22 protein-coding genes are annotated in these 23,628 nt (G+C 70.1%); 18 read left to right on the forward strand and 4 right to left on the reverse strand.

Translation table 11 applies throughout. The annotated features are described in order from the left end of the window. Window positions 1-16: 16 nt before the first annotated feature. Window positions 17-1,417, reverse strand: a complete 1,401-nt coding sequence (locus H1W00_RS03920) for a hypothetical protein (protein WP_181753788.1) — start codon at window positions 1,415-1,417, stop codon at window positions 17-19. 71 nt (window positions 1,418-1,488) lie between these two features. On the opposite strand from H1W00_RS03920, the gene H1W00_RS03925 reads away from it, so the two are divergent. The 14 genes from H1W00_RS03925 to H1W00_RS03990 all read left to right on the forward strand — a co-directional run bounded on the left by H1W00_RS03925 (window position 1,489) and on the right by H1W00_RS03990 (window position 16,143). Further along, the gene (locus H1W00_RS03925; protein WP_181753790.1) at window positions 1,489-2,460 is read left to right on the forward strand and encodes an NADPH:quinone oxidoreductase family protein; all 972 of its coding nucleotides are present in this window, start codon (window positions 1,489-1,491) and stop codon (window positions 2,458-2,460) included. Window positions 2,461-2,464: 4 nt separating this feature from the next. Continuing rightward, the gene (locus H1W00_RS03930; RefSeq protein WP_181753792.1) at window positions 2,465-3,133 is read left to right on the forward strand and encodes a histidine phosphatase family protein; all 669 of its coding nucleotides are present in this window, start codon (window positions 2,465-2,467) and stop codon (window positions 3,131-3,133) included. Window positions 3,134-3,149: 16 nt separating this feature from the next. Further along, the gene (locus tag H1W00_RS03935; protein WP_181753794.1) at window positions 3,150-3,908 is read left to right on the forward strand and encodes an SDR family oxidoreductase; all 759 of its coding nucleotides are present in this window, start codon (window positions 3,150-3,152) and stop codon (window positions 3,906-3,908) included. Between the two features lie 158 nt (window positions 3,909-4,066). Then, a complete protein-coding gene (locus H1W00_RS03940) occupies window positions 4,067-5,047 on the forward strand; it encodes a sugar ABC transporter substrate-binding protein (protein ID WP_181753796.1) in 981 nt (326 codons plus the stop codon). Between the two features lie 203 nt (window positions 5,048-5,250). Beyond that, window positions 5,251-6,759, forward strand: coding sequence for an AMP-binding protein (locus H1W00_RS03945; protein WP_181753798.1), 1,509 nt, complete (start codon window positions 5,251-5,253; stop codon window positions 6,757-6,759). Continuing rightward, window positions 6,756-7,565, forward strand: a complete 810-nt coding sequence (locus tag H1W00_RS03950; RefSeq protein WP_181753800.1) for an SDR family oxidoreductase — start codon at window positions 6,756-6,758, stop codon at window positions 7,563-7,565. Before H1W00_RS03945 ends, H1W00_RS03950 begins: the two co-directional genes overlap by 4 nt. A gap of 181 nt (window positions 7,566-7,746) precedes the next feature. Next, on the forward strand, window positions 7,747-8,712 hold the full coding sequence (locus H1W00_RS03955) for a sugar ABC transporter substrate-binding protein (RefSeq protein ID WP_181753802.1): 966 nt from the start codon (window positions 7,747-7,749) through the stop codon (window positions 8,710-8,712). A gap of 1 nt (window position 8,713) precedes the next feature. Then, on the forward strand, window positions 8,714-10,357 hold the full coding sequence (locus H1W00_RS03960; protein ID WP_181753804.1) for a sugar ABC transporter ATP-binding protein: 1,644 nt from the start codon (window positions 8,714-8,716) through the stop codon (window positions 10,355-10,357). Continuing rightward, window positions 10,354-11,352 carry an ABC transporter permease gene (locus H1W00_RS03965; protein ID WP_206679962.1) on the forward strand — a complete coding sequence of 333 codons (999 nt, stop codon included), beginning with the start codon at window positions 10,354-10,356 and terminating at the stop codon, window positions 11,350-11,352. Before H1W00_RS03960 ends, H1W00_RS03965 begins: the two co-directional genes overlap by 4 nt. Before the next feature lie 66 nt (window positions 11,353-11,418). Next, on the forward strand, window positions 11,419-12,648 hold the full coding sequence (locus tag H1W00_RS03970; RefSeq protein ID WP_181753806.1) for an acyl-CoA dehydrogenase family protein: 1,230 nt from the start codon (window positions 11,419-11,421) through the stop codon (window positions 12,646-12,648). After that, window positions 12,648-13,397: an SDR family oxidoreductase gene (locus tag H1W00_RS03975; protein WP_206679963.1), complete on the forward strand. Its 750-nt coding sequence runs from the start codon at window positions 12,648-12,650 to the stop codon at window positions 13,395-13,397. The genes H1W00_RS03970 and H1W00_RS03975 overlap by 1 nt, the downstream gene beginning before the upstream one ends. Continuing rightward, on the forward strand, window positions 13,394-14,449 hold the full coding sequence (locus H1W00_RS03980; RefSeq protein WP_206679964.1) for a phosphotransferase family protein: 1,056 nt from the start codon (window positions 13,394-13,396) through the stop codon (window positions 14,447-14,449). Before H1W00_RS03975 ends, H1W00_RS03980 begins: the two co-directional genes overlap by 4 nt. Next, window positions 14,446-15,408, forward strand: a complete 963-nt coding sequence (locus tag H1W00_RS03985) for a cyclase family protein (protein WP_181753807.1) — start codon at window positions 14,446-14,448, stop codon at window positions 15,406-15,408. Before H1W00_RS03980 ends, H1W00_RS03985 begins: the two co-directional genes overlap by 4 nt. A gap of 45 nt (window positions 15,409-15,453) precedes the next feature. Then, window positions 15,454-16,143: a TetR/AcrR family transcriptional regulator gene (locus tag H1W00_RS03990; protein WP_181753809.1), complete on the forward strand. Its 690-nt coding sequence runs from the start codon at window positions 15,454-15,456 to the stop codon at window positions 16,141-16,143. Between the two features lie 40 nt (window positions 16,144-16,183). Here H1W00_RS03990 and H1W00_RS03995 read toward each other — a convergent pair whose 3' ends face one another. Then, window positions 16,184-16,936: a nitroreductase gene (locus H1W00_RS03995; protein WP_181753811.1), complete on the reverse strand. Its 753-nt coding sequence runs from the start codon at window positions 16,934-16,936 to the stop codon at window positions 16,184-16,186. A 75-nt stretch (window positions 16,937-17,011) separates the two neighbouring features. On the opposite strand from H1W00_RS03995, the gene H1W00_RS04000 reads away from it, so the two are divergent. Further along, window positions 17,012-17,821, forward strand: coding sequence for an alpha/beta fold hydrolase (locus tag H1W00_RS04000; protein WP_181753813.1), 810 nt, complete (start codon window positions 17,012-17,014; stop codon window positions 17,819-17,821). A 53-nt stretch (window positions 17,822-17,874) separates the two neighbouring features. On the opposite strand, the gene H1W00_RS04005 is transcribed toward H1W00_RS04000, so the two are convergent. Continuing rightward, entirely contained in the window at window positions 17,875-18,876 is a 1,002-nt protein-coding gene (locus H1W00_RS04005; protein WP_181753815.1) for an NADP-dependent oxidoreductase, read from the reverse strand. A gap of 197 nt (window positions 18,877-19,073) precedes the next feature. Between H1W00_RS04005 and H1W00_RS04010 the strand changes: the two genes are divergently transcribed. Together H1W00_RS04010 and H1W00_RS04015 are read left to right on the forward strand one after the other, a co-directional pair. Further along, window positions 19,074-20,033: a phosphotriesterase family protein gene (locus tag H1W00_RS04010; RefSeq protein ID WP_181753817.1), complete on the forward strand. Its 960-nt coding sequence runs from the start codon at window positions 19,074-19,076 to the stop codon at window positions 20,031-20,033. 210 nt (window positions 20,034-20,243) lie between these two features. Then, window positions 20,244-21,653: a DEAD/DEAH box helicase gene (locus H1W00_RS04015; RefSeq protein ID WP_206679965.1), complete on the forward strand. Its 1,410-nt coding sequence runs from the start codon at window positions 20,244-20,246 to the stop codon at window positions 21,651-21,653. A gap of 64 nt (window positions 21,654-21,717) precedes the next feature. Here H1W00_RS04015 and H1W00_RS04020 read toward each other — a convergent pair whose 3' ends face one another. Continuing rightward, window positions 21,718-22,524, reverse strand: coding sequence for an alpha/beta fold hydrolase (locus H1W00_RS04020; protein ID WP_181753819.1), 807 nt, complete (start codon window positions 22,522-22,524; stop codon window positions 21,718-21,720). 224 nt (window positions 22,525-22,748) lie between these two features. Between H1W00_RS04020 and H1W00_RS04025 the strand changes: the two genes are divergently transcribed. Then, window positions 22,749-23,609 carry a poly(ethylene terephthalate) hydrolase family protein gene (locus H1W00_RS04025; protein ID WP_181753820.1) on the forward strand — a complete coding sequence of 287 codons (861 nt, stop codon included), beginning with the start codon at window positions 22,749-22,751 and terminating at the stop codon, window positions 23,607-23,609. The last annotated feature ends 19 nt before the right edge of the window (window positions 23,610-23,628 follow it).

Here is a 23,628-nt window from a genome sequence, read left to right on the forward strand (position 1 = left end):
CTCACCGCCGCAGCGGTCAGGCGCGGGAGCCGGCGAAGCCCAGGACCGCGGCGAGCCCCAGCGCGGACCGCGGGTGGTAGCCGGCGGTCCACAGCCCACCGTGCGCGGCGGCGTAGGCCTCCTCGCGCCACGGCTCCTCCTCGGGAGCCCGGTCGCTGCGCAGGTCGTGCACGAGCAGGGCGGCCATCAGCACGTTGCTCGTGGCGGGCTCGAAGACCTCGACGCCGAAGCGGTGCGCCCCGGCGTAGGCCGCGGCGAGCGCGCGGTTCTTGACGACCGAGGCGGTGCGCGTCGCCGGCGCGACGTTCAGCGACACCGTGGCGCCGTCGTGGCGCGCCGCGGCCGCGCGCCACCGCTGCAGCCGCTTGGCGAGGGCGTAGTTCGGGCCCTGCTGCGGCACGAGCGAGTCGCACACGCCGATCTCCACGTCCGGCGGGTAGTTGCGCTGCAGGAGGCGCCCGCCGCTGAGCGTCCGGAACGGCGCCCGCAGCAGGCGGCGGCCGCTCTCGTAGGCGTCGTTCGAGGTGGTGACGGCCCCTGCCGGCACGGCGAAGACGTCGGTCGGGGTGGCGAGGTAGGCCAGGGCCGTGTCGGGCCGCTGTGCCACCAGCCGGGCCGCGATGGCGTCGGCGGCGGCCGAGACGCGCACGTGGGTGGCCCCGTCGGCGTAGCAGTACGTGCCGAGGACGAGACGGCCCTCGAGGTCCTCCAGCCACCGGCCCAGCTCGGGCAGCGTGTGCAGCAGGTCGGCCCCGGTCTCCTTGCCGCCCACGGGCAGCCGCACCCGCCCCGCGCCCTCGCGGGCGTGGTCGCGGATGCGCTTCTGGATGTCGGCGCGCGGCAGGTCCACCGCGACGACGTCGGCGCCCCACCGCAGCAGCGACCGGTAGGGACCCATCTCGGCGCCGGCGCCCAGCACCACGACGGTGTCGCCCTCGAGCCGCAGCCACTCCGGGTGGGCGGCCACCTCGCGGATCGCCTCGGAGAACGTCGGCTCGACGACGCCGCGCCGGACCCAGTCGTCGAGCTGCTCGTCCAACGCGGCGCCGGTGAGCCGCTCGCCGCGGTAGGGCACGCTCAGCTCGGTCTCCGGCTCGGCCTCACCGGCGATGTCGACGGTCGTCCACTCGTGACCCGCGGCACGGGAGTCGAGCGCTTCGGCCAGCGAGCCGTCGCCGCAGCGCATCTGCTCGTGGATGCTGCGCAGGCCCTCGGTCGCGATCGTCACGGCGTCCTCGGGCGGGGCGAGCCCCGCCTCGAGGAGTCGGGAGAAGTGGATGAGGTATCCGCGGCGCCAGTTCGTCTCACGCTCGGCCGCCTGCGCGCCCACCGGATCGACCTTGCGCAGCGCGTCGGCCACGACCTGGCGCGCGGTGGCGGTGGAACTGTCGGTGGGAAAGCGGACTCCGGTGGCCATGAACCTGAGGATATCCTCAAGTTCGTGGACGGGCACTAAGCAAGCGCTTAGATATCCGCTACGCTCAGGGCATGCGAGCGATCCAGATCACATCCCTCGACGGTCCCGAGGCCGTCGAACTCGTCGACGTCGAGGCCCCGAAGCGTGGCGAGGACCAGGTCCTCATCGATGTGAAGGCCGCCGGCGTGGCCTTCCCCGAGCTGCTGCAGAGCCGCGGCCGCTACCAGTTACAGCCTCCGCTGCCCTTCACTCCGGGCGCCGAGGTGGCCGGGGTCGTGGTCGAGGCGCCCGCGGACTCCGGCTTCGCCCCGGGCGACCGCGTGGCCGCACTGCCGATGCTCGGCGGCTTCGCCGAGCAGGTCGTCGCGGACCAGCTCCTCACGTTCAAGCTCCCCGACTCGGTGTCCTTCGCCGAGGGCGCCTCCTTCATGTTCAACTACGCCACGGTCTACTTCGCACTGGTGAACCGCGGCGGCCTCGCCGAGGGCGAGCGCGTACTGGTGCATGGTGCCTCCGGCGGCATCGGCACCGCCGCGATCCAGGTGGCGAAGGCGTTCGGTGCCGGCCACGTGATCGCCGTGACGTCCACCGATGTCAAGGGCGAGATCGCCGTGGCCGCGGGCGCCGACGAGTACGTGCTCTCCGAGGGCTTCAAGGATGCCGTCAAGGCGTCCGGCGGCGTCGACATCGTCGTGGACCCCGTGGGCAACCCGGCCGGCGGCGACCGTTTCACCGACTCCCTGCGCTGCCTCGTCGACGACGGCCGGATCCTCATCATCGGCTTCACCGCCGGCGAGATCCCCAAGATCGCCGCCAACCGTCTGCTGCTCAACAACCTCTCGGCCGTCGGCGTCGGCTGGGGCGCCTACGCGATGAAGCGCCCCGGCCTGATCAAGCAGCAGTGGGACGCGATGGTCGAGCACCTGGCCTCCGGCGCGCTGAAGCCGATCGTCGGGCAGTCGTTCGCGTTCGAGGACGCCTCCGAGGCGCTGCTGACGCTCGACCGGGCGCAGGCCACCGGCAAGCTCGTGCTGGAGTTCTGAGCACGTGGGAACCCTGCACCTGGTCCGTCACGGCCAGGCGTCCTTCGGGACCGACGACTACGACCGTCTCAGTGAGCTGGGCACCCGGCAGTCCGCCGCGCTCGGCGCCGGCTGGGAGGCGGGCGGAGCCGTCTTCACCGACGCCATCGCCGGCGGGATGCTGCGTCACGCCCAGACCGCGATCGCCGCGATCGACGCCAGCGGACTCGGTGAGGAGGACGCCGACCCCGGCCTGCCCGGCTACGAGGTCGACCCCCGTTGGAACGAGTACGACCACCTCGCCGTCGCCACCGCGTTCGATCCGGGTGCACTGACGAAGAACTCCAAGGAGTTCCAGGCCGCGCTCAACGCCGCGATCGACGCGTGGCGCAGTGGCGAGGGCGACTTCCACGAGCCGTACGCGCTGTTCCGCGAGCGGGTCCTCGCCGGGTTCAAGGAGGCCGTCGAGCTCGCCTCCGGCAAGGGCCGCCGCGTGCTGGTGTTCACCTCGGGCGGGCCGATCGCGATGGTCGCCTCCGAGCTCATCACCGGCGACGACTCGGCATTCCAGAAGCTCAATGACGTCGTGGTCAACAGCAGTGTCACTACCCTCATGGTGGGCGCCACGGGCCCGCGGGTGCTGACGTTCAACGACCACAGCCACCTGCGCGCCGCGGACGTCACCTTCCGCTGACACGACGAGGAGCGACATGCGACGGAACACGCTGATCACGGGCGCCAGCTCGGGGCTGGGCGAGGGCATGGCCCGCCACCTGGCCGCGTCCGGACACCACCTGGCGATCACGGCCCGACGGGTCGAGCGGCTCGAGGCGCTGCGGGCCGAGCTCGTGGCCGCGCACCCGGGCGTCGAGGTCTCCGTGCACGCGCTCGACGTCAACGACCACGACGCCGTGTTCCGGGTGTTCGGCGAGGCGGCCGCCGCCCACGGTGGTCTCGATCGCGTGATCGTCAACGCCGGCCTGGGCAAGGGTGGCCGCATCGGCACCGGGAAGTTCGAGGCCAACCGCGAGACCGCGATGACGAACTTCGTCGCCGCGCTCGCGCAGGCCGAAGCGGCCATGGAGCACTTCTACGAGCGCGGGGCCGGGCACCTCGTGCTGATCTCGTCGATGTCCGCCATGCGTGGCATGCCGTCGTCGATGACGACGTACGCGGCCACGAAGGCCGGCGTCGCGCACCTCGCGGAGGGGATCCGCTCGGACCTGATCGGCCGCAAGGGCCACGACATCAAGGTCACGACGCTCTACCCGGGCTACATCGCCAGCGAGATGAACGCGCAGGTCGAGCAGGAGCAGAGGCTCATGGTCGACACCGCCACGGGCACCGCCGCGATGGTGAAGTACATCGAGAAGGAAGTCGTCGACGCCGCCGTGCCCGCCTGGCCCTGGGCCCCCATCGGGCAGGTCATGAAGCACGCCCCGCTCTCGGTGGTGCGCAAGCTCGTCTGAGTCGAGGCGCCGGCGATCTCACCCGTCGGCACTATTGAAGTTGAGTTTGGCTTCACCTAGGTTCATCGTGACCTACCTCACATCGACGTCGCTCCGACGTCCTCGGAGCAGGTCGTGGGTCCGCCCGTCCGCGGCGGACTCGAGCTTGAGGAGGCTCGATGAACATTCGACGCATGGCATTCGGGGCGACGATGGCCGCGGTCCTCGCGACCGCGTCCGCCTGTGGCAGCTCGGACGGCGACGGTGACAGTGGTGGCGGGGGAGGGGACGAGTCCTACGACATCGGCATCGTGCAGTTCTCGGCGACGGACGAGACCGCCGAGAAGGCGATCAACTCCTACATTGACGTCGCCGACGAGGAGGGCTGGAACGTCACGAAGGTCGATCCCCAGGGCTCGGTGGACAAGGCCATCAGCGCGGTCAACGACTTCGTCCAGAAGGGCGTCGACCTGATCATCGTCACGGTCTTCCCGACCGACCAGATCACCGGCGGCGTGCGCGCGGCCACCGAGGCCGGCATCCCGATCATCTCGTTCAGCGGCGGCTCCGGCGAGGGGGTGCCGCTCAACGCCGACTCCGGTGCACTGGTCTCGACCGACATCTCGAAGCAGCTCGTGGACGACATGGGCGGCGAGGGTGAGCTGCTCCTGCTCGGCTACAAGAGCGGTCTGCCGTGCATCGGCCGTGAGGAGGCGCTGAACGACGCCCTCGAGGGCAGCGACATCACCGTCACCCGCCAGGAGGTGGCCATCCCCGGCCAGGTGGAGAGCGGCACGAAGTTCACGCAGGCGTGGCTGGCCAAGAACCCCGAGGGCAGCGGCAACCTCGCCATCTGGGCGTGCTTCGACGACCCGGCGCTCGGTGCGGTCAGCGCCTTGCGCTCGGCGGACCGGGACGACGTGAAGGTCTACGGCATCAACGGCACGCCCGCCGCGGTGACCGCGGTGCAGTCGGGCGCCATGCGCGCCACGGCGTTCATCGACGTCGCGGGGGCCGGCGCGGAGCTGGCCGAGCGCACGCCGGACGTCATCGAGGGCGGCGTCGACGCCGAGCCGGAGGACATCCCGATCCCGACGTTCGTGGTCACGAAGGAGTCCTACGACGAGTTCGCGGAGAAGTACCCGGACGAGGTGGAGTAGGCCCTGCTCCGTCCGGAAGGCCCGGCACCGCCTGCGGTGCCGGGCCTTTCCGCATCTTCGGGCGCACGCCATGGCCCATCGGGACCACGCGAAGATGGCCCGGAGTTTCTGAAATTGAGTTCAGTTTTCTATTGAACCCGTGATCGGTTTCACATACGTTGCTCGGTGACATAGGTCACACGCAGCGTCGAAAGGCTTCCCGCATGGTCAACATCGCCACAGAGGTCTGGGCCCACACCGACTCCGAGCCCGACCGGGTGGCGATCCGCTCACCGCGCACCATCACCTTCGGGCAGCTGCGCCGCACCAACGAGCAGGTCGCCGGCGCCGTGCGCGCCGCCGGAGTCGCTCCGCTGGACCGCGTGCTGTTCATCGCGCCGAGCATCCCGGAGTTCCCCGAGGTCTACTACGGCCTGCACGCCGCCGGCGTCACCGTCATCACGATGAACACCATGTCGACCGAGCCGGAGATCGGCTACGTGCTCGACGACTCGGGCGCCACGCTCGTCATCGCCTGGCACGAGTGCGCGGCCCACGCCCGGGCGGCGGCCGCCGACCGTGGTCTCGACTTCTGGCAGCTGGACCCCGGATTCTCGTTCGACGCCGAGCCCCTCACCGAGCCGCACGACCACGCGCCGCAGGACACCGCGCTGATCCTCTACACCTCGGGCACCACCGGCCGCCCGAAGGGCGCCGAGCTCACCGCGGCGAACCTCGTCGACACGGTCTCGTCGTTCCAGCCCGTCCTCGACATCAGCCCCGACGACCGCTTCGGCACCGGGCTGCCCCTGTTCCACGTCTACGGCCAGGCCGTCTGCATGAACACGGCGCTCGCGACCGGCGCCTCGTTCTCCCTGGTCCACCCGTTCGACCCGAAGGTCATGCTCGACGTCATGGTGGCCGACGAGCTCACCACGATGGCCGGCGTCCCGACGATGTGGAACGCGATGCTGCACGCCGAGGGCGACCACTCGCCCCAGGACTTCGCGGCCCTGCGGCTGGCCACGTCGGGCGGCGCGAGCCTCCCGGTCGAGGTGATCCGGGCGTTCAAGGACCGCTTCGACTGTGCGATCCTCGAGGGCTACGGCCTGACCGAGTCCACGGGCGCGGCCACGTTCAACGACATCACCCGCGAGCAGCGGACCGGGACGGTCGGGCCCGCGCTTCCCGGCTCCCGCATCGAGGTGCGCGACCCCGAGGGGAACGTCCTGGGTCCCGACCAGCCCGGCGAGGTGTACGTCACCGGCCCCACGATCATGAAGGGCTACTGGAACCGGCCCGACGCCACGGCCTCGGACCTGCGCGACGGCTGGCTCAAGACCGGCGACATCGGCACGATCGACGCGGACGGCTATCTCAGCATCGTCGACCGCGTGAAGGACCTGATCATCCGCGGCGGCTACAACGTCTACCCGCGCGAGGTCGAGGAGGTGCTGTACGAGCACCCCGACATCGTCGAGGTCGCCGTCGTCGGCGTCCCGGACGACCACTACGGCGAGGAGATCGCGGCCGTCACGGTCCTGACCGAGGGCTCGGACGCGACGCCCGAGAGCATCCGCGCCTGGGCCAAGGAGCGCCTGTCGGCCTACAAGGTGCCCCGACTCTTCGCGTTCGTGGACGCCCTGCCGAAGGGTGCCACCGGCAAGATCCTGAAGCGGGCGATCGACCGGGACGAGTTGCGCTCCGTCGCCGCGCAGGGCGGCCGCGCATGAACCTCGAGGGCAGCGTCGCGATCGTCACCGGCGCCGGGGGCGGGATCGGCGCGGCGCTGTGTCGCCGCTTCGTCGAGCACGGCGCCCGCGTCGTCGCCACCGACCTCGACGAGGGACGCCTGAAGTGCGAGGTCGAGGCCATCGCCGCGGACCACCCCGGCACGATCGAGGCGCTCGCCGGCGACTGCTCGGACGTCGAGCACATCCGCGCGACGATCACGCTGGCGGAGTCGGCCTTCGGCCCGGTGGACCTCTACGCCGCCAACGCCGGCGTCGGCCTCGGGGAGAACCTCGACGCGACGCCGTCGGACTGGCAGACCTCGATCGACGTCAACGTCATGGCCCACGTGCGAGCCGCCGAGCTGCTCGTGCCGGGCTGGCTGGAGCGCGGCAGCGGCCACTTCCTGTCCACCGCCTCGGCCGCCGGGCTGCTGACGCAGATCGGCTCGGCCACCTACTCGGTCACGAAGCACGCGGCGGTCGCGTTCGCGGAGTGGCTGTCCGTGACCTACGGGTCGCGCGGGATCGGCGTCAGCTGCCTGTGCCCGATGGGCGTCAACACCGCGATGCTCAACAGCGGTGCGGACTCCGACAGCGAGGCGGCACGCCAGGGCGCGAAGGCAGTCACGCAGGCGGGGCTCGTCCTGGAGGCGCTCGAGGTGGCGGACATCGTCGTCGCCTCGCTGGCCACCGACGAGTTCCTGATCCTGCCGCACCCCGACGTCCTGGAGTTCTACCGGCGCAAGGCGTCGGACTACGACCGCTGGTTGCGCGGCATGCGCCGCTACCAGGAGTCGCTGGCATGAGCACCAGGCCGACCGAGCTCGTCATCGACGAACTCGCCCAAGACATCGCCGTGGCACCACGCCTCGTGATGGGCGGTGGAGTCCACGCGGACGCCGCCGCCGCCACAGTCGCCCGCGGGCGACTCTCGGGGGACCAGAAGCACCACTCAACCTCGAGTGGGCTTGAGCTTGAGGAGGCTCGATGAATTTTCGACGCGTTGCACTCGGCACCACCCTGGCGTTCACCCTCGCGACAGCCGCCGCCTGTGGGGGCTCGTCCTCCGGCTCGGACGGTGGCGACGACGCCTTCTCCGTCGGCATCGTCCGCTTTGCGCCCAGTGAGGTGACGACCGAAGCGGTGATCAACAAGTACACCGACATGGCCGAGAAGGAGGGCTGGGAGGTCACGACCGCCAACCCCGACGGAGCCGTCGACAAGGCCATCGGCGCGATGCAGGACTTCGTGCAGAAGGACGTCGACATGATCATCGTCTCGGTCATCGAGTCGAAGTCGCTGACGGCCGGACTGAAGTCGGCGGAGGCCGCCGGCATCCCCGTGGCCTCCATCGCCGGTGGCGGCGCCGAGGGGGTCACCTTCGACCTCGTCGTCTCGCCGGGCGTCGAGGTCCCCGAGGCGATGGTCGAGAACATGGGCGGCAAGGGTCGCGTCCTGGCCCTCGGCTACAAGCCGGGCCTGCCGTGCCAGCTGCGTGAGGAGGCCTTCAACGAGACCGTCGAGGGCACCGACATCACGGTCGACCGCCAGGAGGTCCTGATCCCGGGCCAGCTGGAGTCGGGCCAGAAGTTCGCCACGACGTGGCTCGCGAAGAACCCGAAGGGCTCCGAGCCGCTCGCGATCTGGGCGTGCTTCGACGATCCGGCGATGGGCTCCATCGTGGCCGCGAAGCAGTCGGGCCGTGACGACGTCCAGATCTACGGCTACGACGGCACGCCGCCCGCGCTGAAGGCGCTCAAGGACGGCCAGCTCGCCGCGACCGCCGCCCCGGACACCACCGGTGCCGCCCAGATGCTCTTCGACGCGACGCCCGACGTCATCGAGGGCGGCCCCGAGGCCGAGCCGAAGACCGAGGAGATCCCCTTCCCGATCATCACGCCCGAGACGCTGGACCAGTACCTGGCGGACAACCCCGGCGCGGACGCGTCCTGACATGACGATCCGTCCAGAGCTCGACGTGCCCGCGCAGGGCGACGAGGAGAAGACCATGACCGGTTCCCCAGCAGGTGGCGGGCCCGACCCGGCCCCCGTGACGTCCGGGTTGCTCCAGATGCGGGGCATCTCCAAGTCGTTCGGCGGCAGTCGGGCTCTGGACGGCGTCTCGATCGAGGTGAGGCCCGGCTCGGTGCACGCGCTGTGCGGAGCCAACGGCGCGGGGAAGTCGACCCTCGTGAAGATCCTGGCCGGCCTGGAGCGCGCCGACGAGGGCGAGATCCTCCTCGACGGCGAGCGCGTCGAGGTGGCCAACCCGCGTGACGCCGCGGACCTGGGCCTGAGCTTCATCCACCAGGAGCTGAACCTGGTGCCGAAGTTCTCGGTCCTGCGAAACATGGCGATGGGATCGGGACATCCCGGCCGGTTCGGGATCCTGGACCTGCGCCGCCTGCGCCGTGAGGCCAAGGCGGTGCAGGAGCGGCTCGGCTTCGAGATCCCGCTCGACATCGAGGTCGAGCAGCTCTCGGTCTCCGACCGCTGGATGGTGTCGCTGGGCCGGTCGCTGATGCGCGACGCTCGGTTCATCGCGATGGACGAGCCGACCGCCTCGTTCACCGACGAGGAGGCCAGCAAGCTCATGTCGGTGATCGACGAGCTGACCTCCGACGGGGTGGGCATCCTCTACGTGTCGCACCGGCTCGACGAGGTCCTCCAGGTGTCGGACACCATCACGGTGTTCCGCAACGGTCAGAAGGTCGCCACGCTGGACTCGGCGGAGACCGACCGTCAGGAGCTGACCACCCAGATCGTCGGCCGCGAGGTCGAGAAGCTGGTGTCGCGCCTGGAGGCCGAGGCGGACGAGAGCGTCGCGGAGACCCGTCCGGTGCGCCTGGGGGTGCGCGGTCTCAGCCGCGCACCGCGGGTCCTCGGTGCCTCGTTCGACGTCCACGAGGGCGAGATCGTCGGCATCGCCGGACTCGTCGGCGCGGGCCGCACCGAGCTGGCGCGGCTGCTGATCGGAGCCGATCGGGCGACCGGCGGCACCATGACGCTGGGCGGCGAGCCGTACGCACCCAAGTCGCCGCACGACGCCCTGCGGGCCGGCATCGCGCTGGTCCCGGAGGAGCGTCGCAGCCAGGGCCTGGTCCTGACCGACACGGTCGAGAACAACCTGGCGATGGCCGAGCACGGCTCGGCATCGAGCATGCGGGCGCGGTTCCGGCCGAAGTCCTCGCGGTCCACGGGGGAGGCGCTGATGGAGCGCTTCTCCGTCAAGGCCCGCTCCATCCGGGACACGGCCCACCACCTCAGCGGCGGCAACCAGCAGAAGGTCGTCGTCGGCAAGTACGTCCGGACCAACCCCGGACTGCTCGTCCTGGACGAGCCCACCGTCGGGGTGGACGTCGGCGCACGCGCCGAGATCTACCGCATCATCACCGGACTGGCCTCGGAGGGGACTTCGGTCCTGGTCATCTCCAGCGACTTCGAGGAGCTCGCGATCTGCGACCGCGTCCTCGTGATGCGCGCAGGACAGCTGGTCGCCGAGGTACCGGCCAGCGAGTTCGACGAGGACCACCTCACCGCCCTGTGCTTCGGCAGCTCCGAGAGCTCCGGCACCACCGAAACGGAGAAGCCCGCATGACCAGCCTGATGGAGAACGAACCGACCTCGGAAGCCCCGAAGTCCCACGCCCACTTCTTCGAGTGGTTCGGCCGGTACGGCGCGCTGCTCGTCCTCGCCATCCTCATCATCGGCACGTCGATCCTGGCGCCGACCACCTTCCCGACCGTCGACAACGCGATCAACATCCTGAACCAGAGCGCCCTGTCGGCGATCATCGCGATGGGCCTGACGTTCGTCCTGGTGACGGGCGAGTTCGACCTGAGCATCGGCAACACGGCGAGCCTCGCCGGCGTGACCGCGTGCGCGCTGATGGTGAACCAGAACCTCTCGATCCCGCTCGCGCTGGTCGCAATCCTGGTGGTCGGCGCGATCGTCGGCCTGATCAACGGGTTCGTCGTCACCTTCATGAACGTCTCGGCGCTGGTGGCGACACTGGGCGTCGGAACGATCGTGATCGGCGTGAACTACATGATCTCCGACGGCGCCCCCATCGCCCTGGGCGATCCCGACGCCTTCCTGGAGATCACGTTCGGCCGGTTCCTGGGCATCCCCTACCCCGTCTACATCATGCTCGTCATCGCCGCGCTGCTGTGGTGGCTGCTGAACCGGACCGTCCTCGGGCAGTCCATGCAGGCCGTCGGCGGCAACCGAGTCGCCGCCGAGCTGTCGGGCATCCGGGTCGATCGCGTGCGCGTCATCGCGTTCGTCGTGTGCTCGATGTGCGCGGCGGTCACCGGATTCCTGCTGGCCTCCCGCACGGGCAGCGCCGCGGTCTCGGCGGGCGACACGTACCTGCTGAGCGCGTTCGCCGCGTCCTTCTTCGGCTCCGCCGTGCTGCGGGACGGGCAGTTCCACATCCTCGGCACCCTCGTCGGCGTCATCACCGTCTCGGTCGGCTTCAACTCCATCGCCCTGGTGGGACTCGAGACCTACTGGCAGTACTTCTTCCAGGGCCTGCTGCTGATCCTGGGCGTCGGCGTGGGAACGCTCGCCCGACGACGAGCCGCCGCATAGCGCCGTCCCCCCACCCCATCCCGCGGGCGCCGAGAGGCGGCGGCCGCACCACTCGAGGAGAGACTGATGAAGTTCGAACTCGACGCGATGACGCGTGAGTACCAGGACAAGCTCAATGCCTTCATGGACGAGCACGTGTATCCGGCCGAGGCCGTCTATCACCAGCAGATGGCGGAGTCGGGGAACCCGAACTTCCACCCGCCGGTGCTGGAGGAGCTGAAGAAGACGGCGCGTTCGCTGGGTCTGTGGAACCTGTTCCACCCGCACAAGAACGAGGAGTGGGGATCGCCGGGGCTGACGAACCTGCAGTACGCGCCGTTGGCCGAGATCACGGGCCGTAGCCCGTACCTGGCTCCTGAGGCGATCAACTGCAACGCTCCTGACACCGGCAACATGGAGGTGCTGCAGCTGTTCGGCACCGAGGAGCACAAGGAGAAGTACCTCAAGCCGCTGCTCGCGGGCGAGATGGCGTCGGCGTTCTGCATGACCGAGCCGGCGGTGGCCTCCTCGGACGCGACGAACGTGGAGCTGCGGATGGTTCCCGACGGCGACGAGTACGTGCTGAACGGTCGCAAGTGGTTCGCGTCGAACGCGTTGCACGCGAACTGCAAGGTCCTGATCGTGATGGGCAAGACCAACCTCGAGGCCGAGACGCACCGTCAGCAGTCGATGATGGTCGTGCCGATCGACACGCCGGGCGTGACCGTGGTGCGTGGTCTGCCGGTGTTCGGCTACCTGGACCGTGAGGGCCACGCCGAGATCCTGTTCGAGGACGTCCGCGTCCCCAAGACCGCGCTGCTGGCCGGTGAGGGCGACGGCTTCATGATCAGCCAGGCGCGCCTCGGGCCGGGCCGCATCCACCACTGCATGCGCTCGATCGGCATGGCCGAGCGTGCGCTGGACCTGATGATCGACCGGGCGCAGTCGCGGACCACGTTCGGTCAGCCGGTCGCGGACCGGGCGAACATCCAGGACTGGATCGCCGAGGCCCGCATCGAGATCGAGGCGACCCGCCTGCTCGTGCTCAAGACGGCGTGGCTGATGGACACGGTCGGCAACCAGAAGGCCCGCGTGGAGATCGCCGCGATCAAGGTCAAGGCGCCCGAGATCGCGCTGAAGATCATCGACCGTGCGATCCAGGTCCACGGCGGCGGTGGCGTCACCGACGACTTCCCGCTCGCCTCGTTCTACGCCCACCAGCGGACCCTGCGGATCGCCGACGGACCCGACGAGGTCCACAAGCGCACCCTCGCCCGCGTCGAGCTGCGCCGCCGCGCTTCGGAGCGTGGTCTCTGATGGATCTCGGACTCGCCGGTCGTACCGCCGTGGTGACGGGCGCGTCGCGAGGCATCGGCCTCGCGATCGCCCACGCCCTGCACGAGGAGGGCGCCAACGTCGTCCTGACCGCACGCAAGCAGGAGGACGCCGAGTCGGCCGCCCGTGAGGTGGGCGAGCGCGCCCTCGGCATCGGGGCCCACGTCACCGACGAGGACGCGTCCCGGGCCTGCCTCGAGCGCACGCTCGAGCAGTTCGGCAGCATCGACGTCCTCGTCAACAACGCCGGCACCAACCCGGCGTTCGGCTCCCTCGTCGAGCAGCAGCACTCGCGGTTCGCCAAGACGCTCGACGTGAACCTGTGGGGCCCGACGCTGTGGACCCAGCTGGCGTACGAGCTCTGGATGGGCGAGCACGGCGGCTCGGTGGTGCACACCGCGTCGCTCGGCGCGTTCGCCGTGGGCCCGAACCTCGCGGTCTACCACGCCTCGAAGGCCGCCCTGGTCCACCTGACCCGCCACCAGGCGCAGGAGCTGGGCCCGGGCATCAGGGTCAACGCGGTCGCCCCCGGCGTCGTGCGGACCCGCCTGGCCGAGGAGCTGTGGAAGGAGCACGAGGAGGCCGTCGCGGCGAACACGCCGCTGCGCCGGATCGGCGAGCCGGAGGACATCGGCTCGGCCGTCGCGTTCCTCGCGGGCTCGACCGCGAGCTGGATCACGGGCGAGACCCTCGTGATCGACGGCGGACAGCGCTTCGGGAGCGGTAAGTGACGGTCGCACTCGACCTGACCGCCCTCGGCGGCTGGATGCGTGGCCGCGGCGTCGACGTGGGCGGGACGATCTCCGCGACCCGCGTCGGCCGCGGCCAGTCCAACCTGACGTACCGCCTCGAGGACGAGGGGGGCCGGACGTGGATCGCGCGCCGGCCCCCGCTCGGCGAGCTGCTCGCGTCGGCGCACGACGTGGTGCGCGAGCACCGCATCCTCGCTGCGCTGCAGGACACTCCCGTCCCCGTCCCCGGGCTCGTCGGGGTGAGCGAGGACGAGCGGGTCGCCGACGTGCCCGTCGTCGTGATGGAGCACGTCGACGGCATCGTGCTGGACCAGATGGAGATCGCCGAGTCGCTCACCCTCGACGCCCGTCGCCGGCTGGGACTCGAGATCGCTCGCACGCTCGCGGCGATCCACGCGGTCGACGTCGACGCGGTCGGACTCGGCGACCTGGCGTCGCGGTCGTCCTACGCGGAGCGCCAGCTCAAGCGCTGGTCCCGCCAGTTCGAGGCGAGCAGGACCGTCGAGCGACCCGACCTCGACGCGCTGACCGCGCTGCTGCACGACCACGTCCCGCCGCCGGGCGACCTGTCCCTCGTGCACGGGGACTTCCACATCCGCAACGTGATCGTCGACGGCGAGGACGGCACCGTGCGCACCGTCCTGGACTGGGAGCTGTCGACCCTGGGCGACCCGATGGCCGACATCGGCAGCACCCTGGCGTACTGGCCCGAGGCCGGCGAGGCCCCCAGTGGGCTGTTCGCGGCCTCGACCCTGCCGGGCTTCCCCACCCGCGACGAGCTGGCACAGGCCTACCTCGACGCCTCCGGGCGGGACGGCGGGACGCTCGCCTTCTGGCACGTCCTGGGCATCTGGAAGGTCGCGATCATCAGCGAGGGCGTCTACCGGCGCACCCTCGACAACCCGGCGAACACCGCCGAGGGCGGCGCGCCCACCCCCGAACGCATCCAGGGCGTCATCGACCACGCCTGGCACGTCGCCGAGACGACCGGACTCGCCGGTCGCCTCACCACCCCGAGAGGACGTCCATGACCGAGAACGCCGCCCCCGACACCGAGGCCGTCCTGGCCGACTCGCCCAAGAACTGGGGCAAGTGGGGCCCCGACGACGAGGTGGGCTCGCTGAACTACCTCGGCCCGCAGGAGGCCGTGCGCGGCGCCGCGGCCATCGTCTCGGGCGAGAGCTTCACGCTGCAGGTCCCGATGGGTGACCCCGGTGGCGATCCGGTGTGGCCGGGACGCGAGCCGATCCAGCGCCAGAACATCATGGACGAGGGCTTCTTCCAGCGCGGCGAGGGCGACGAGACGCCCGGCGGCGCGCACTACGCCGACGACAAGGCGACGATCTTCCTGCAGGCGTCCACGCAGTACGACGCCCTCGGCCACGTCTGGATCGGCGGCAAGATCTGGAACGGCTTCGACGCCACGGAGACCGTCGGCGAGATGCGCAAGGCCTCGGTGCTGCCCATCGCGCAGAAGGGCATCGTCGGTCGCGGCATCCTCATCGACATGGCCCGCCACCGCGGGAAGGCGCACCTGGACAAGGGCGAGACGTTCACGCACGAGGACCTCCTCGAGGCAGCGAAGGCCCAGGGTCAGGAGATCGAGCCGCGTGACGTCCTGCTGATCCGGACCGGTTTCATCGGGCACTGGTACGAGACGACCCCCGAGGACTTCTACGCCGACTTCTGCGAGCCGGGCCTGACCTACTCGCCCGAGCTCGTCGAGTGGTTCCAGCAGATGGAGATCCCCAACCTCGTCACCGACACGATCGCGAACGAGGTCACGATGGATCCGAACCACGGCGTGGTGCTGCCGCTGCACAGTGCGCTGATGCGGAACCTCGGCGTCACCTTCACCGAGATCGCGTGGCTGGACGACCTCGCCGCCGCGTGCGCGGCGGACGGACGGTGGACGTTCCTCTACACGGCCGCGCCGCTCAAGGTGGTCGGCGGCACCGGTGCCCCCGTGAACCCGGTGGTGATCCGGTGAGCCCGGTCACGTCGAGCACTACCGCACAGTAGGATCGGTGACGTCATGAGCGAAGTGGAAGCAGAGGACGTCGTCCGCGAGCTGCCGACCCTGGTCGACACCTCCCGCGTCCGGGAGATGCCCACCACGGCCCGCGGCGTGCGCACGCGCGCCGCCCTGGTCGCCACCGCCCGGAGCGTGTTCGAGCGGGACGGGTTCATCAACTCGCGCCTCGCCGACATCACCGCCGGGGCGAACTGCTCGATCGGCACGTTCTACACCTACTTCGACAGCAAGGAGGAGATCTTCACCGCTGTCATGCAGGCGGCGGCCGACGACATGCTCCACCCCGGGCTGCCGCGGGTGGACGACGACCTCAGCAACGTGGCGGCGATCCTCGACGCCAGCAACCGGGCGTACGTCGAGGCGTACAAGCGCAACGCCAAGCTGAACCTGCTGCTCGAGCAGGTCGCGACGATCGACCCGAACTTCCGCCAGCTGCGCCTCGAGCGGGCCAAGGCGTTCGCCGAGCGCAACGCGCGGTGGATCAAGCGGCTCCAGGACGCGGGCTACGCCAACCCCGAGCTCGATCCGTACATGACGGCGCGGGCGCTCTCGCCCATCCTCGGCCGCCTGGCGTACCACGTGTACGCCCTCGAGGAGCCGGGCATGAGCGACGACGCGATCGTCCAGACCGCGACGCGGGTCTGGCTCGACGCGCTGGGCGTCCCGCTCGACGGCTCCAAGCGCGCCTGACGCGGCTCGGTCGAATCCGACGCTCAGTCGGATCCCACGCTCAGTCGAATCCGACGAACCTGGCAACGTCGTCCACCGACTCGCGCGCCGAGCGCACGTGGTTGGCGGCGAAGTCCTCGTCCGGGTAGCCCAGCGCGACCGCCGTGAAGATCACGTGGTCGTCGGGGATGCCGGCCTCGCGGCGGACCGCGGCGCCCTGCATGATGCCCTGGCTGTTGATGACGGTGCCCAGTCCGCGCGACCACGCCGACAGCACGAGGGCGTGGACGACGGCGCCGAGGTCGAAGTGCGCGATGGGGCTCACGGCCTCGAGGCTGCGATCGTGCGCGATGACGATGGACACGGGCGCGTCGAACTGACGGAACCCCCGCATCGTCCAGTCGAGGCGGGCCTCCTGGTCCTCGCGGGCGATCCCCATCGCGCCGAAGAGGCGCTTGGCGATGTCGACCTGGCGGTCGCGGTGCACGCCCTCGTAGCGCTCGGCCACGGTCACGTCGCGCTGGATCGGGGCGCCGGCCAGCATGAGGCGCGTGTTCTCCTCGCGGATGCGGTCGAGGACCTCGCCCGACAGGACGTGGAACTTCCACGGCTGGGTGTTCATCGACGACGGTGAGAGGACGGCCTCGGCCAGGATCTCGCGGATGACCTCGCGGGGCACGGGGTCGGGACGGTAGCCGCGGATGCTGCGCCGGCTGCGCAGCAGCTCGCCCAGCGAGGCGTCCGTTCCGGCGCCGGTGCTGCCCTCCAGGAGGGACGAGGGCGCGCGGGTGGCCGAGGCCGCTTCGGAAGTCATAGGTGAAATCATATTCGGTTTCAGGTTAGTGTGGCGCGAGACAGTGACGCAGGTCACACGAGAGGATCCCCCCACATGACGACGATCAACGCAGCAGGCACGACCTTCCATGTCGAGGACACCGGGGAGGACGACCTCCCCGTGGTGGTCTGCCTCCATTCGCTCTTCCTCGACCACCGCATGTTCGACGGGCTGGTGGAGGCCGGCCGTGGCCGGTTCCGGTTCGTCCGTCCGGAGTTCCGCGGCCAGGGCGCGAGCGCGCCGGCGGAGTCCGACGAGGTCACGATGGAACAGGCCGCGGGCGACACGGCCGCCGTGATGGACGCGCTCGGCCTGCAGGACTCCCTCGTGGTGGCGTCGTCCATGGGCGGCGACGTCGCGGCCCGGCTGGCCGCCTACCGGCCCGACCTGGTGCGGGCGCTCGTCTTCGTCGGCTCGTCCGTCCGCGGCGAGCCCGCCGAGAAGGTCGAGGAGTACGTGGCGTTCGCGACGAACGCCGCGCAGCAGGGCTTCGCCGACGACCGGCTGGAGTTCCTCCAGCAGGTCATGCTCGGCCGGTCGACGCTGGCGGACCCGCAGAAGAAGGACGTCGTGGACCTGTGGTCGGGGCGGATGAGCGAGCTCCCGCCCGAGCTGCTGCCCGCGATGGTGGGGGTCATGCGGCGCAAGGACGCCACACCGCTGCTGCCCTCGATCGGCGTCCCGGCCCTCGTGGTGTCGGGCGAGGAGTGCCCCGTGCGGCCGCCGGACTGGGCGGCCGAGCTGGCCGACGGCCTGCCCGACTCCGAGCTGGTGATGGTGCCGCGGTGCGGGCACAGCCCGCTGCTCGAGGCGCCCGACACGGTGGAGCCGAAGGTGCTGGACTTCCTCGCCGCCCACGCCTGACGCACGACGGCGCCGGAGCGATCTCTCGCTCCGGCGCCGTTTGCGTGGGTCGGTCAGGCGACCTTGAGGACCAGCTTGCCGGTGTTGCGACCCTCGAAGAGGCCGAGCAGCGTCTCGCCGAACTTCTCGACGCCACCCTCCACGACCGTCTCGCGGGCGACGAGCTTGCCCGAGGAGATCAGCTCGGACATGTCGGCGATGGCCGCCGCGTCCTTCTCCGGGTAGTCGAACACGAGGAAGCCCTGCATCTTCGCGCGGAAGACGAGCAGCGACATGTAGCGCTTCGGGCCGGGCGCCAACTTCTCGTCGTTGTAGGTCGAGACGGCGCCGCAGATGATCACGCGGGCACCGTGGCGCAGGTTCGCCAGCGCGGCGTCGAGGATGTCGCCACCGACGTTGTCGAAGAAGATGTCGATGCCCTTCGGGGCGATCTCGCGCAGGCGCTTGAGCACGTTCTCGTTCTTGTAGTCGATCGCCTCGTCGAAGCCGATCTCCTTGAGCCACGCGCACTTCTCGGCGCCACCGGCGATGCCGATCACGGTGCAGCCCTTGGCCTTGGCCAGCTGGCCGGCCACGCTGCCGACCGCGCCCGCGGCGGCGGAGATGACGACGATGTCGCCCTCCTTCATCTCGCCGACCTCGTGGAGGCCGTGGTAGGCGGTGAGGCCGGGCATGCCCAGGGCACCGAGCCACGTGGCGGGACCCACCTGCGAGGTGTCGATCTTCTGGACGCCGTCGCCGTTGCTGATGGCGTACTCGGTGACGCCGAAGGTGCCGGTGACGGCGTCGCCCTCCGCGAAGTCGGGGTGGTTCGACTCGACGACCGTGCCGGTGCCGGCCGCGCGCATGACCTCACCGATCTGGACGGGAGGCACGTACGAGCGCACGTCGTTCAGCCAACCGCGCATCGCGGGGTCGAGCGAGATGTGGTCGATCTTCACCAGGAACTCGCCGTCCGCGGGTGCGGGGAGGTCGACCTCCTCGGTCGCCCAGGTGCTGTCGTCGGGCAGTCCCGAGGGGCGCTGGGCGAGGGTGGTGCGCTTGGTGGTGGTCATGCTTCACGACCGTACTCGGTCGCACGGACGGGGCCCATGGGACTGGAGATAGCAGGCGTTGCGCGGGGTCGCAGCGCGGAGGAGGCGGCCATCGGGAATTCCTCTCGAAAGACAGTTGAAACCGGACTCAAATTCAGTACGCTGTGATCCTAGGGGTGTGACACAAGCCACATCAACTGATCATCCAAGGAGTGCGCATGGCGACTGTCCAGACCGTCAAGGGTCCGATCGACAGCTCAGAGCTGGGCCGGACCCTGGTCCACGAGCACGTCTTCGTCCTGGGCGAGGAGTTCCGCATCAACTACGCCGGGGACTGGGACGAGGACCAGAAGGTCGCCGATGCCGTGCGTGACCTCAACGACCTCAAGTCGGCGGGCATCGACACGATCTTCGATCCCACCGTGCTCGGCCTGGGCCGGTACATCCCGCGCATCCAGAAGGTCGCCGCCCAGACCGACCTCAACATCGTCGTGGCGACCGGCCTCTACACCTACAACGACCTCCCGCACCAGTTCGAGCACCGCGGCCCCGGCCTGCTGTTCGACCAGCCGGAGCCCCTCGTCGAGATGTTCCTCAAGGACATCAACGAGGGCATCGCCGACACGGGCGTGAAGGCGGCGTTCCTCAAGTGCGTCATCGAGGAGCCGGGCCTGACGCCGGGGGTCGAGCGCGTCATGCGCGCCGTCGGGCAGACCAGCTCGCAGACCGGTGCCCCCGTCACGGTGCACACCAACCCGCACACCCGCTCGGGCCTCGTGGCCCAGAAGGTCCTGGGGGAGGAGGGCGTCGATCCCAGCAAGATCGTGCTCGGCCACTCCGGTGACTCCGACGACGTCGACTACCTGTCGGAGCTGGCGGAGAACGGCTCGCTGCTGGGCATGGACCGCTTCGGCCTGGACGTCTACCTGTCCACCGAGAAGCGCGTCGACACGATCGTCGAGCTGGTGCGCCGCGGCTACGTCGAGAAGATCACGCTCGCCCACGACGCGTCGTGCTACATCGACTACTTCAAGCCCGAGGACAAGGTCGAGATGCAGCCGAACTGGAACTTCCGGCACATCCCCGACGACGTCGTGCCGATGCTGCTGGAGAAGGGCCTCAGCGAGGACGACGTCGACGCGATGCTGGTGAAGAACCCGCGCCGCTACTTCGAGTGATCCTCCCACTCGGATCGGCAGGGCCCCGGCGACGAGCCGGGGCCCTGCTGTGCGGGGAGTCGAGGGTCACGTCGTCAGGATGGGGCCTCCGGGGCGCCCGGCTGCTAGGCTCGAAAGGTGAACGCGCCCTTCGCGCGCTGTTCCGGCCCGACGATGTAGCGCGGAAATCGCGTCCCTGGCAAGCGGGCACCCTTCAGTGATTGAGACCCCTTGACCCAGATTGACCGCAGCCCTGCGCTGCCCACGTTCAACGACTTCAACCTCCCCGACGGCCTCGTGCGCAAGCTCGCACAGCAGGAGATCGTCAACCCCAGCCCCATCCAGCAGGCCGTCCTCCCGGCCGCCCTCGAGGGCCGCAACGTCCTCGGCCGCGCCCGGACGGGCTCGGGCAAGACGCTCGCGTTCGGCCTGCCCGTGCTGGCTCGCCTCGCCGGCCGCACGAGCCGCCCCAAGGCGCCGCGCGCGCTGATCCTGCTGCCCACCCGTGAGCTCGCGATCCAGGTGCACACCGCCCTGCTGCCGCTGGCGCAGAAGATGGGCCTGAAGCACACCACCGTCTACGGCGGCGTGCCGATCAACAAGCAGATCAACGCGCTCAAGGGCGGCATTGACATCGTCATCGCCACCCCGGGCCGCCTCACCGACCTGCTCGACCGTCGCTGCCTGACGCTCGACGGCATCGAGATCACCGTCCTCGACGAGGCCGACCACCTGTGCGACCTCGGCTTCTTCAAGCCGATCGACGCGCTGCTCGCCCGCACCCCGGCGAACAGCCAGCGCCTGCTGCTCTCGGCCACGCTCGACGGCGACGTCGACAAGCTGGTGCGCCGTCACCTGCCCCAGCACGCACTGTTCGAGGTCGACTCGACCGACGACAACGTCGAGACGATGGAGCACCACGTGCTCGTCACCGAGGCCACCGAGAAGACGCGCACCGCGTACGACCTGCTCAGCGTGAACCCGCGCAGCATCGTCTTCACGCGCACCCGCCGCGGCGCCACGCGCCTGGCGAAGCAGCTCACGCAGAAGGGCGTCTCCGCGGTCGACATGCACGGCGACCTCTCGCAGCGCAACCGTGAGCGGAACCTGGCCCAGTTCACCCGTGGCGAGGCCACCGTCATCGTCGCCACCGACGTCGCCGCCCGCGGCATCCACGTCGACGGCATCGGCCTGGTCGTGCACTACGACGCGCCCGCCGAGCACAAGGCGTACCTCCACCGCTCGGGCCGCACCGCCCGCGCCGGCGAGTCGGGCTCGGTCGTCACGATGACCACCCCCGACGCGCTCAAGGAGGTCATGACCCTCCAGCGCAAGGCGGGCGTGACCGCTCGTCACCACTACGCGTCCTCGGCCCCGTCGCCGATGACCGCGGCGTCGTTGACGACCGCGGGCACCGAGGCGCCCGAGCTGCCGGCCGACGGACGCTCGCGCTCCGGCTCCGGCCAGGGTCGCGGCGGTCGCGGCCGCGGTCAGGGCGCCGGTGGCCAGGGCCGTGGTGGCCAGGGTCGTGGTGGCCAGGGTCGCGGTGGGCCGGGCGGCCGCCCGCAGGGCTCGCGCAGCCCCGGTCGTCGCCGTGACGGTGCGCCCACGAGCGCGCCCACCAGCTCGCGGAGCAACTGACCTCCGACGCACGACATCCACGAGGGCCCCGGCATCGCGCCGGGGCCCTCGTGTCATGTCCTGGTCAGACCGGTGCGACCTCGGCGAGGTGACGCTCGAGGACCTCGTTGACCGCCTCGGGGTTCTCCAGCGCGTGCACGTGGCCGGTGTGCTCCATCCGGATCAGCTGGGCGTGCGGCACGCCGGCGACGATCTGCTCGGACTTCTCGGGCGGGTAGGTCGCGTCCTCCGTTCCGGCCACCACGACCAGCGGGACGCGGATGTCGCCGAGCTCGTCGAGCACACCGGGGCGGTGGGCGATGTTCCAGGCGGCATCGGCGTACTCCGGGCCGCGGCTCAGCAGGAGCTCGCGCACGCCGGTCAGGACGTCGGCCCGGGCCGGGTCGGTCAGCGTGGTGGTGCCCATCATGAACTGCAGCACGCCGTCGAGCACCGGCTCCATCCCGTGCTCGGCCAGGACCTCGATCAGCTGGTCCATCTGGTCGGCCTGCTCCTCCACGTCCGCCGAGGTGCCCATCACGACCGCCGACCTCAGCAGGTCGCCGTGGCGGGCGGCCAGGCGCAGGCCGATGAAGCCGCCCATCGAGTTCCCGACGAAGACCACGGGAGCCAGGTCCAGCGTGTCGATCAGGGCCACGACGTCGGCGGTGTGGGTGTCGTAGTCGAGCTGCTCACGCGGCGCGCGAGCGCTGCGTCCAGGTCCCCGGTGGTCGTAGCGGACCACGCGGTAGCGGTCGGCGAAGCGGTCCGCCTGCGCCTGGAACATCCGTGCGTCGAAGAACATCGAGGCGCTCATGAGCAGGGCCGGCGCGTCGCGCGGGCCCTCGTCCTCGTAGTGCAGGGTCGTGCCGTTGACATCGATCGTGGGCATGGGGGACTCCCGTCATTTCCTGAAATTGAACTCACCTTAACGGAATGTGGCGTGGCTCACATTTGCCTCTTGACAGGACGTGTCGGCGTAGCGCATCGTGAGGGCACCAACTATCCGCACAAGGTGTGCAGATACCTTGGATCGGCCCGTCATCGGGGGGCAAGCCGCTGCGTTTGGACGAGCTCGTCCCAACGGTTCGATCCAGACCGTCGAAGGAGACGAGCATGAAACTGTCCAGACTGATCGCGATGGCATTCGCCGGCGCGGCACTCACCGTCGGCGCCGCGACCCAGCCGGTCGTCGCCGCCGACAACCCGTACGAGCGGGGGCCGGCCCCGACGAACAGCAGCATCGAGGCGACCCGCGGTCCGTACGCGGTGAGCTCCAAGACGATCTCGTCGTTCTCGGCGCGCGGCTTCGGTGGTGGCACGATCTACTACCCGACCTCCACGGCCGACGGCACGTTCGGCGTGATCGCGGTGTCGCCGGGCTACACGGCGGCGCAGTCGACGATCTCGTGGCTGGGCCCGCGGATCGCCTCGCAGGGCTTCGTCGTCATCACGATCGACACCAACAGCCGGTTCGACCAGCCGGGCTCGCGCGGCACGCAGCTGCTCGCGGCGCTCGACCAGACGATCGCCGACACGACCGTCCGCAGCCGCATCGACGCCTCGCGGCAGGCCGTGATCGGTCACTCGATGGGTGGCGGTGGAACGCTCGAGGCCGCCAAGACGCGTCGCTCCCTGGAGGCGACGATCGGCCTGACGCCGTGGAACCTCGACAAGTCGTGGCCCGAGGTCGAGGCCGCCTCGCTCGAGATCGGTGCGCAGAACGACACGGTGGCGCCCCCCGGATCGCACGCCATCCCGTTCTACAACTCGCTGACGAACGCCGAGCGGCGCTCGTACCTGGAGCTGCGTGGCGCGAGCCACTTCGCTCCGAACACCAGCAACACGACGATCGCGAAGTACTCGATCGCCTGGCTCAAGCGCTACGTCGACAACGACACGCGCTACGAGCAGTTCATCAGCCCCGGGCCGAGCCCGTCGCTGACGAACGGCATCTCGGACTACCGCATCAACTGACCGAGAACCTCGGGGCCGG

The organism is Aeromicrobium phoceense (assembly GCF_013868155.1).
In the GTDB taxonomy this organism is placed as follows: domain Bacteria; phylum Actinomycetota; class Actinomycetes; order Propionibacteriales; family Nocardioidaceae; genus Aeromicrobium; species Aeromicrobium phoceense.

Excerpts from the sequence above, each read along its gene's own strand:
- H1W00_RS03920 (WP_181753788.1), bottom strand. The coding sequence starts at position 1,417 with ATGGCCACCGGAGTCCGCTTTCCCACCGACAGTTCCACCGCCACCGCG.
- H1W00_RS03925 (WP_181753790.1), top strand. The coding sequence starts at position 1,489 with ATGCGAGCGATCCAGATCACATCCCTCGACGGTCCCGAGGCCGTCGAA.
- H1W00_RS03935 (WP_181753794.1), top strand. The coding sequence starts at position 3,150 with ATGCGACGGAACACGCTGATCACGGGCGCCAGCTCGGGGCTGGGCGAG.
- H1W00_RS03940 (WP_181753796.1), top strand. The coding sequence starts at position 4,067 with ATGAACATTCGACGCATGGCATTCGGGGCGACGATGGCCGCGGTCCTC.
- H1W00_RS03945 (WP_181753798.1), top strand. The coding sequence starts at position 5,251 with ATGGTCAACATCGCCACAGAGGTCTGGGCCCACACCGACTCCGAGCCC.
- H1W00_RS03950 (WP_181753800.1), top strand. The coding sequence starts at position 6,756 with ATGAACCTCGAGGGCAGCGTCGCGATCGTCACCGGCGCCGGGGGCGGG.
- H1W00_RS03955 (WP_181753802.1), top strand. The coding sequence starts at position 7,747 with ATGAATTTTCGACGCGTTGCACTCGGCACCACCCTGGCGTTCACCCTC.
- H1W00_RS03960 (WP_181753804.1), top strand. The coding sequence starts at position 8,714 with ATGACGATCCGTCCAGAGCTCGACGTGCCCGCGCAGGGCGACGAGGAG.
- H1W00_RS03965 (WP_206679962.1), top strand. The coding sequence starts at position 10,354 with ATGACCAGCCTGATGGAGAACGAACCGACCTCGGAAGCCCCGAAGTCC.
- H1W00_RS03970 (WP_181753806.1), top strand. The coding sequence starts at position 11,419 with ATGAAGTTCGAACTCGACGCGATGACGCGTGAGTACCAGGACAAGCTC.
- H1W00_RS03975 (WP_206679963.1), top strand. The coding sequence starts at position 12,648 with ATGGATCTCGGACTCGCCGGTCGTACCGCCGTGGTGACGGGCGCGTCG.
- H1W00_RS03985 (WP_181753807.1), top strand. The coding sequence starts at position 14,446 with ATGACCGAGAACGCCGCCCCCGACACCGAGGCCGTCCTGGCCGACTCG.
- H1W00_RS03990 (WP_181753809.1), top strand. The coding sequence starts at position 15,454 with ATGAGCGAAGTGGAAGCAGAGGACGTCGTCCGCGAGCTGCCGACCCTG.
- H1W00_RS03995 (WP_181753811.1), bottom strand. The coding sequence starts at position 16,936 with ATGACTTCCGAAGCGGCCTCGGCCACCCGCGCGCCCTCGTCCCTCCTG.
- H1W00_RS04000 (WP_181753813.1), top strand. The coding sequence starts at position 17,012 with ATGACGACGATCAACGCAGCAGGCACGACCTTCCATGTCGAGGACACC.
- H1W00_RS04005 (WP_181753815.1), bottom strand. The coding sequence starts at position 18,876 with ATGACCACCACCAAGCGCACCACCCTCGCCCAGCGCCCCTCGGGACTG.
- H1W00_RS04010 (WP_181753817.1), top strand. The coding sequence starts at position 19,074 with ATGGCGACTGTCCAGACCGTCAAGGGTCCGATCGACAGCTCAGAGCTG.
- H1W00_RS04020 (WP_181753819.1), bottom strand. The coding sequence starts at position 22,524 with ATGCCCACGATCGATGTCAACGGCACGACCCTGCACTACGAGGACGAG.
- H1W00_RS04025 (WP_181753820.1), top strand. The coding sequence starts at position 22,749 with ATGAAACTGTCCAGACTGATCGCGATGGCATTCGCCGGCGCGGCACTC.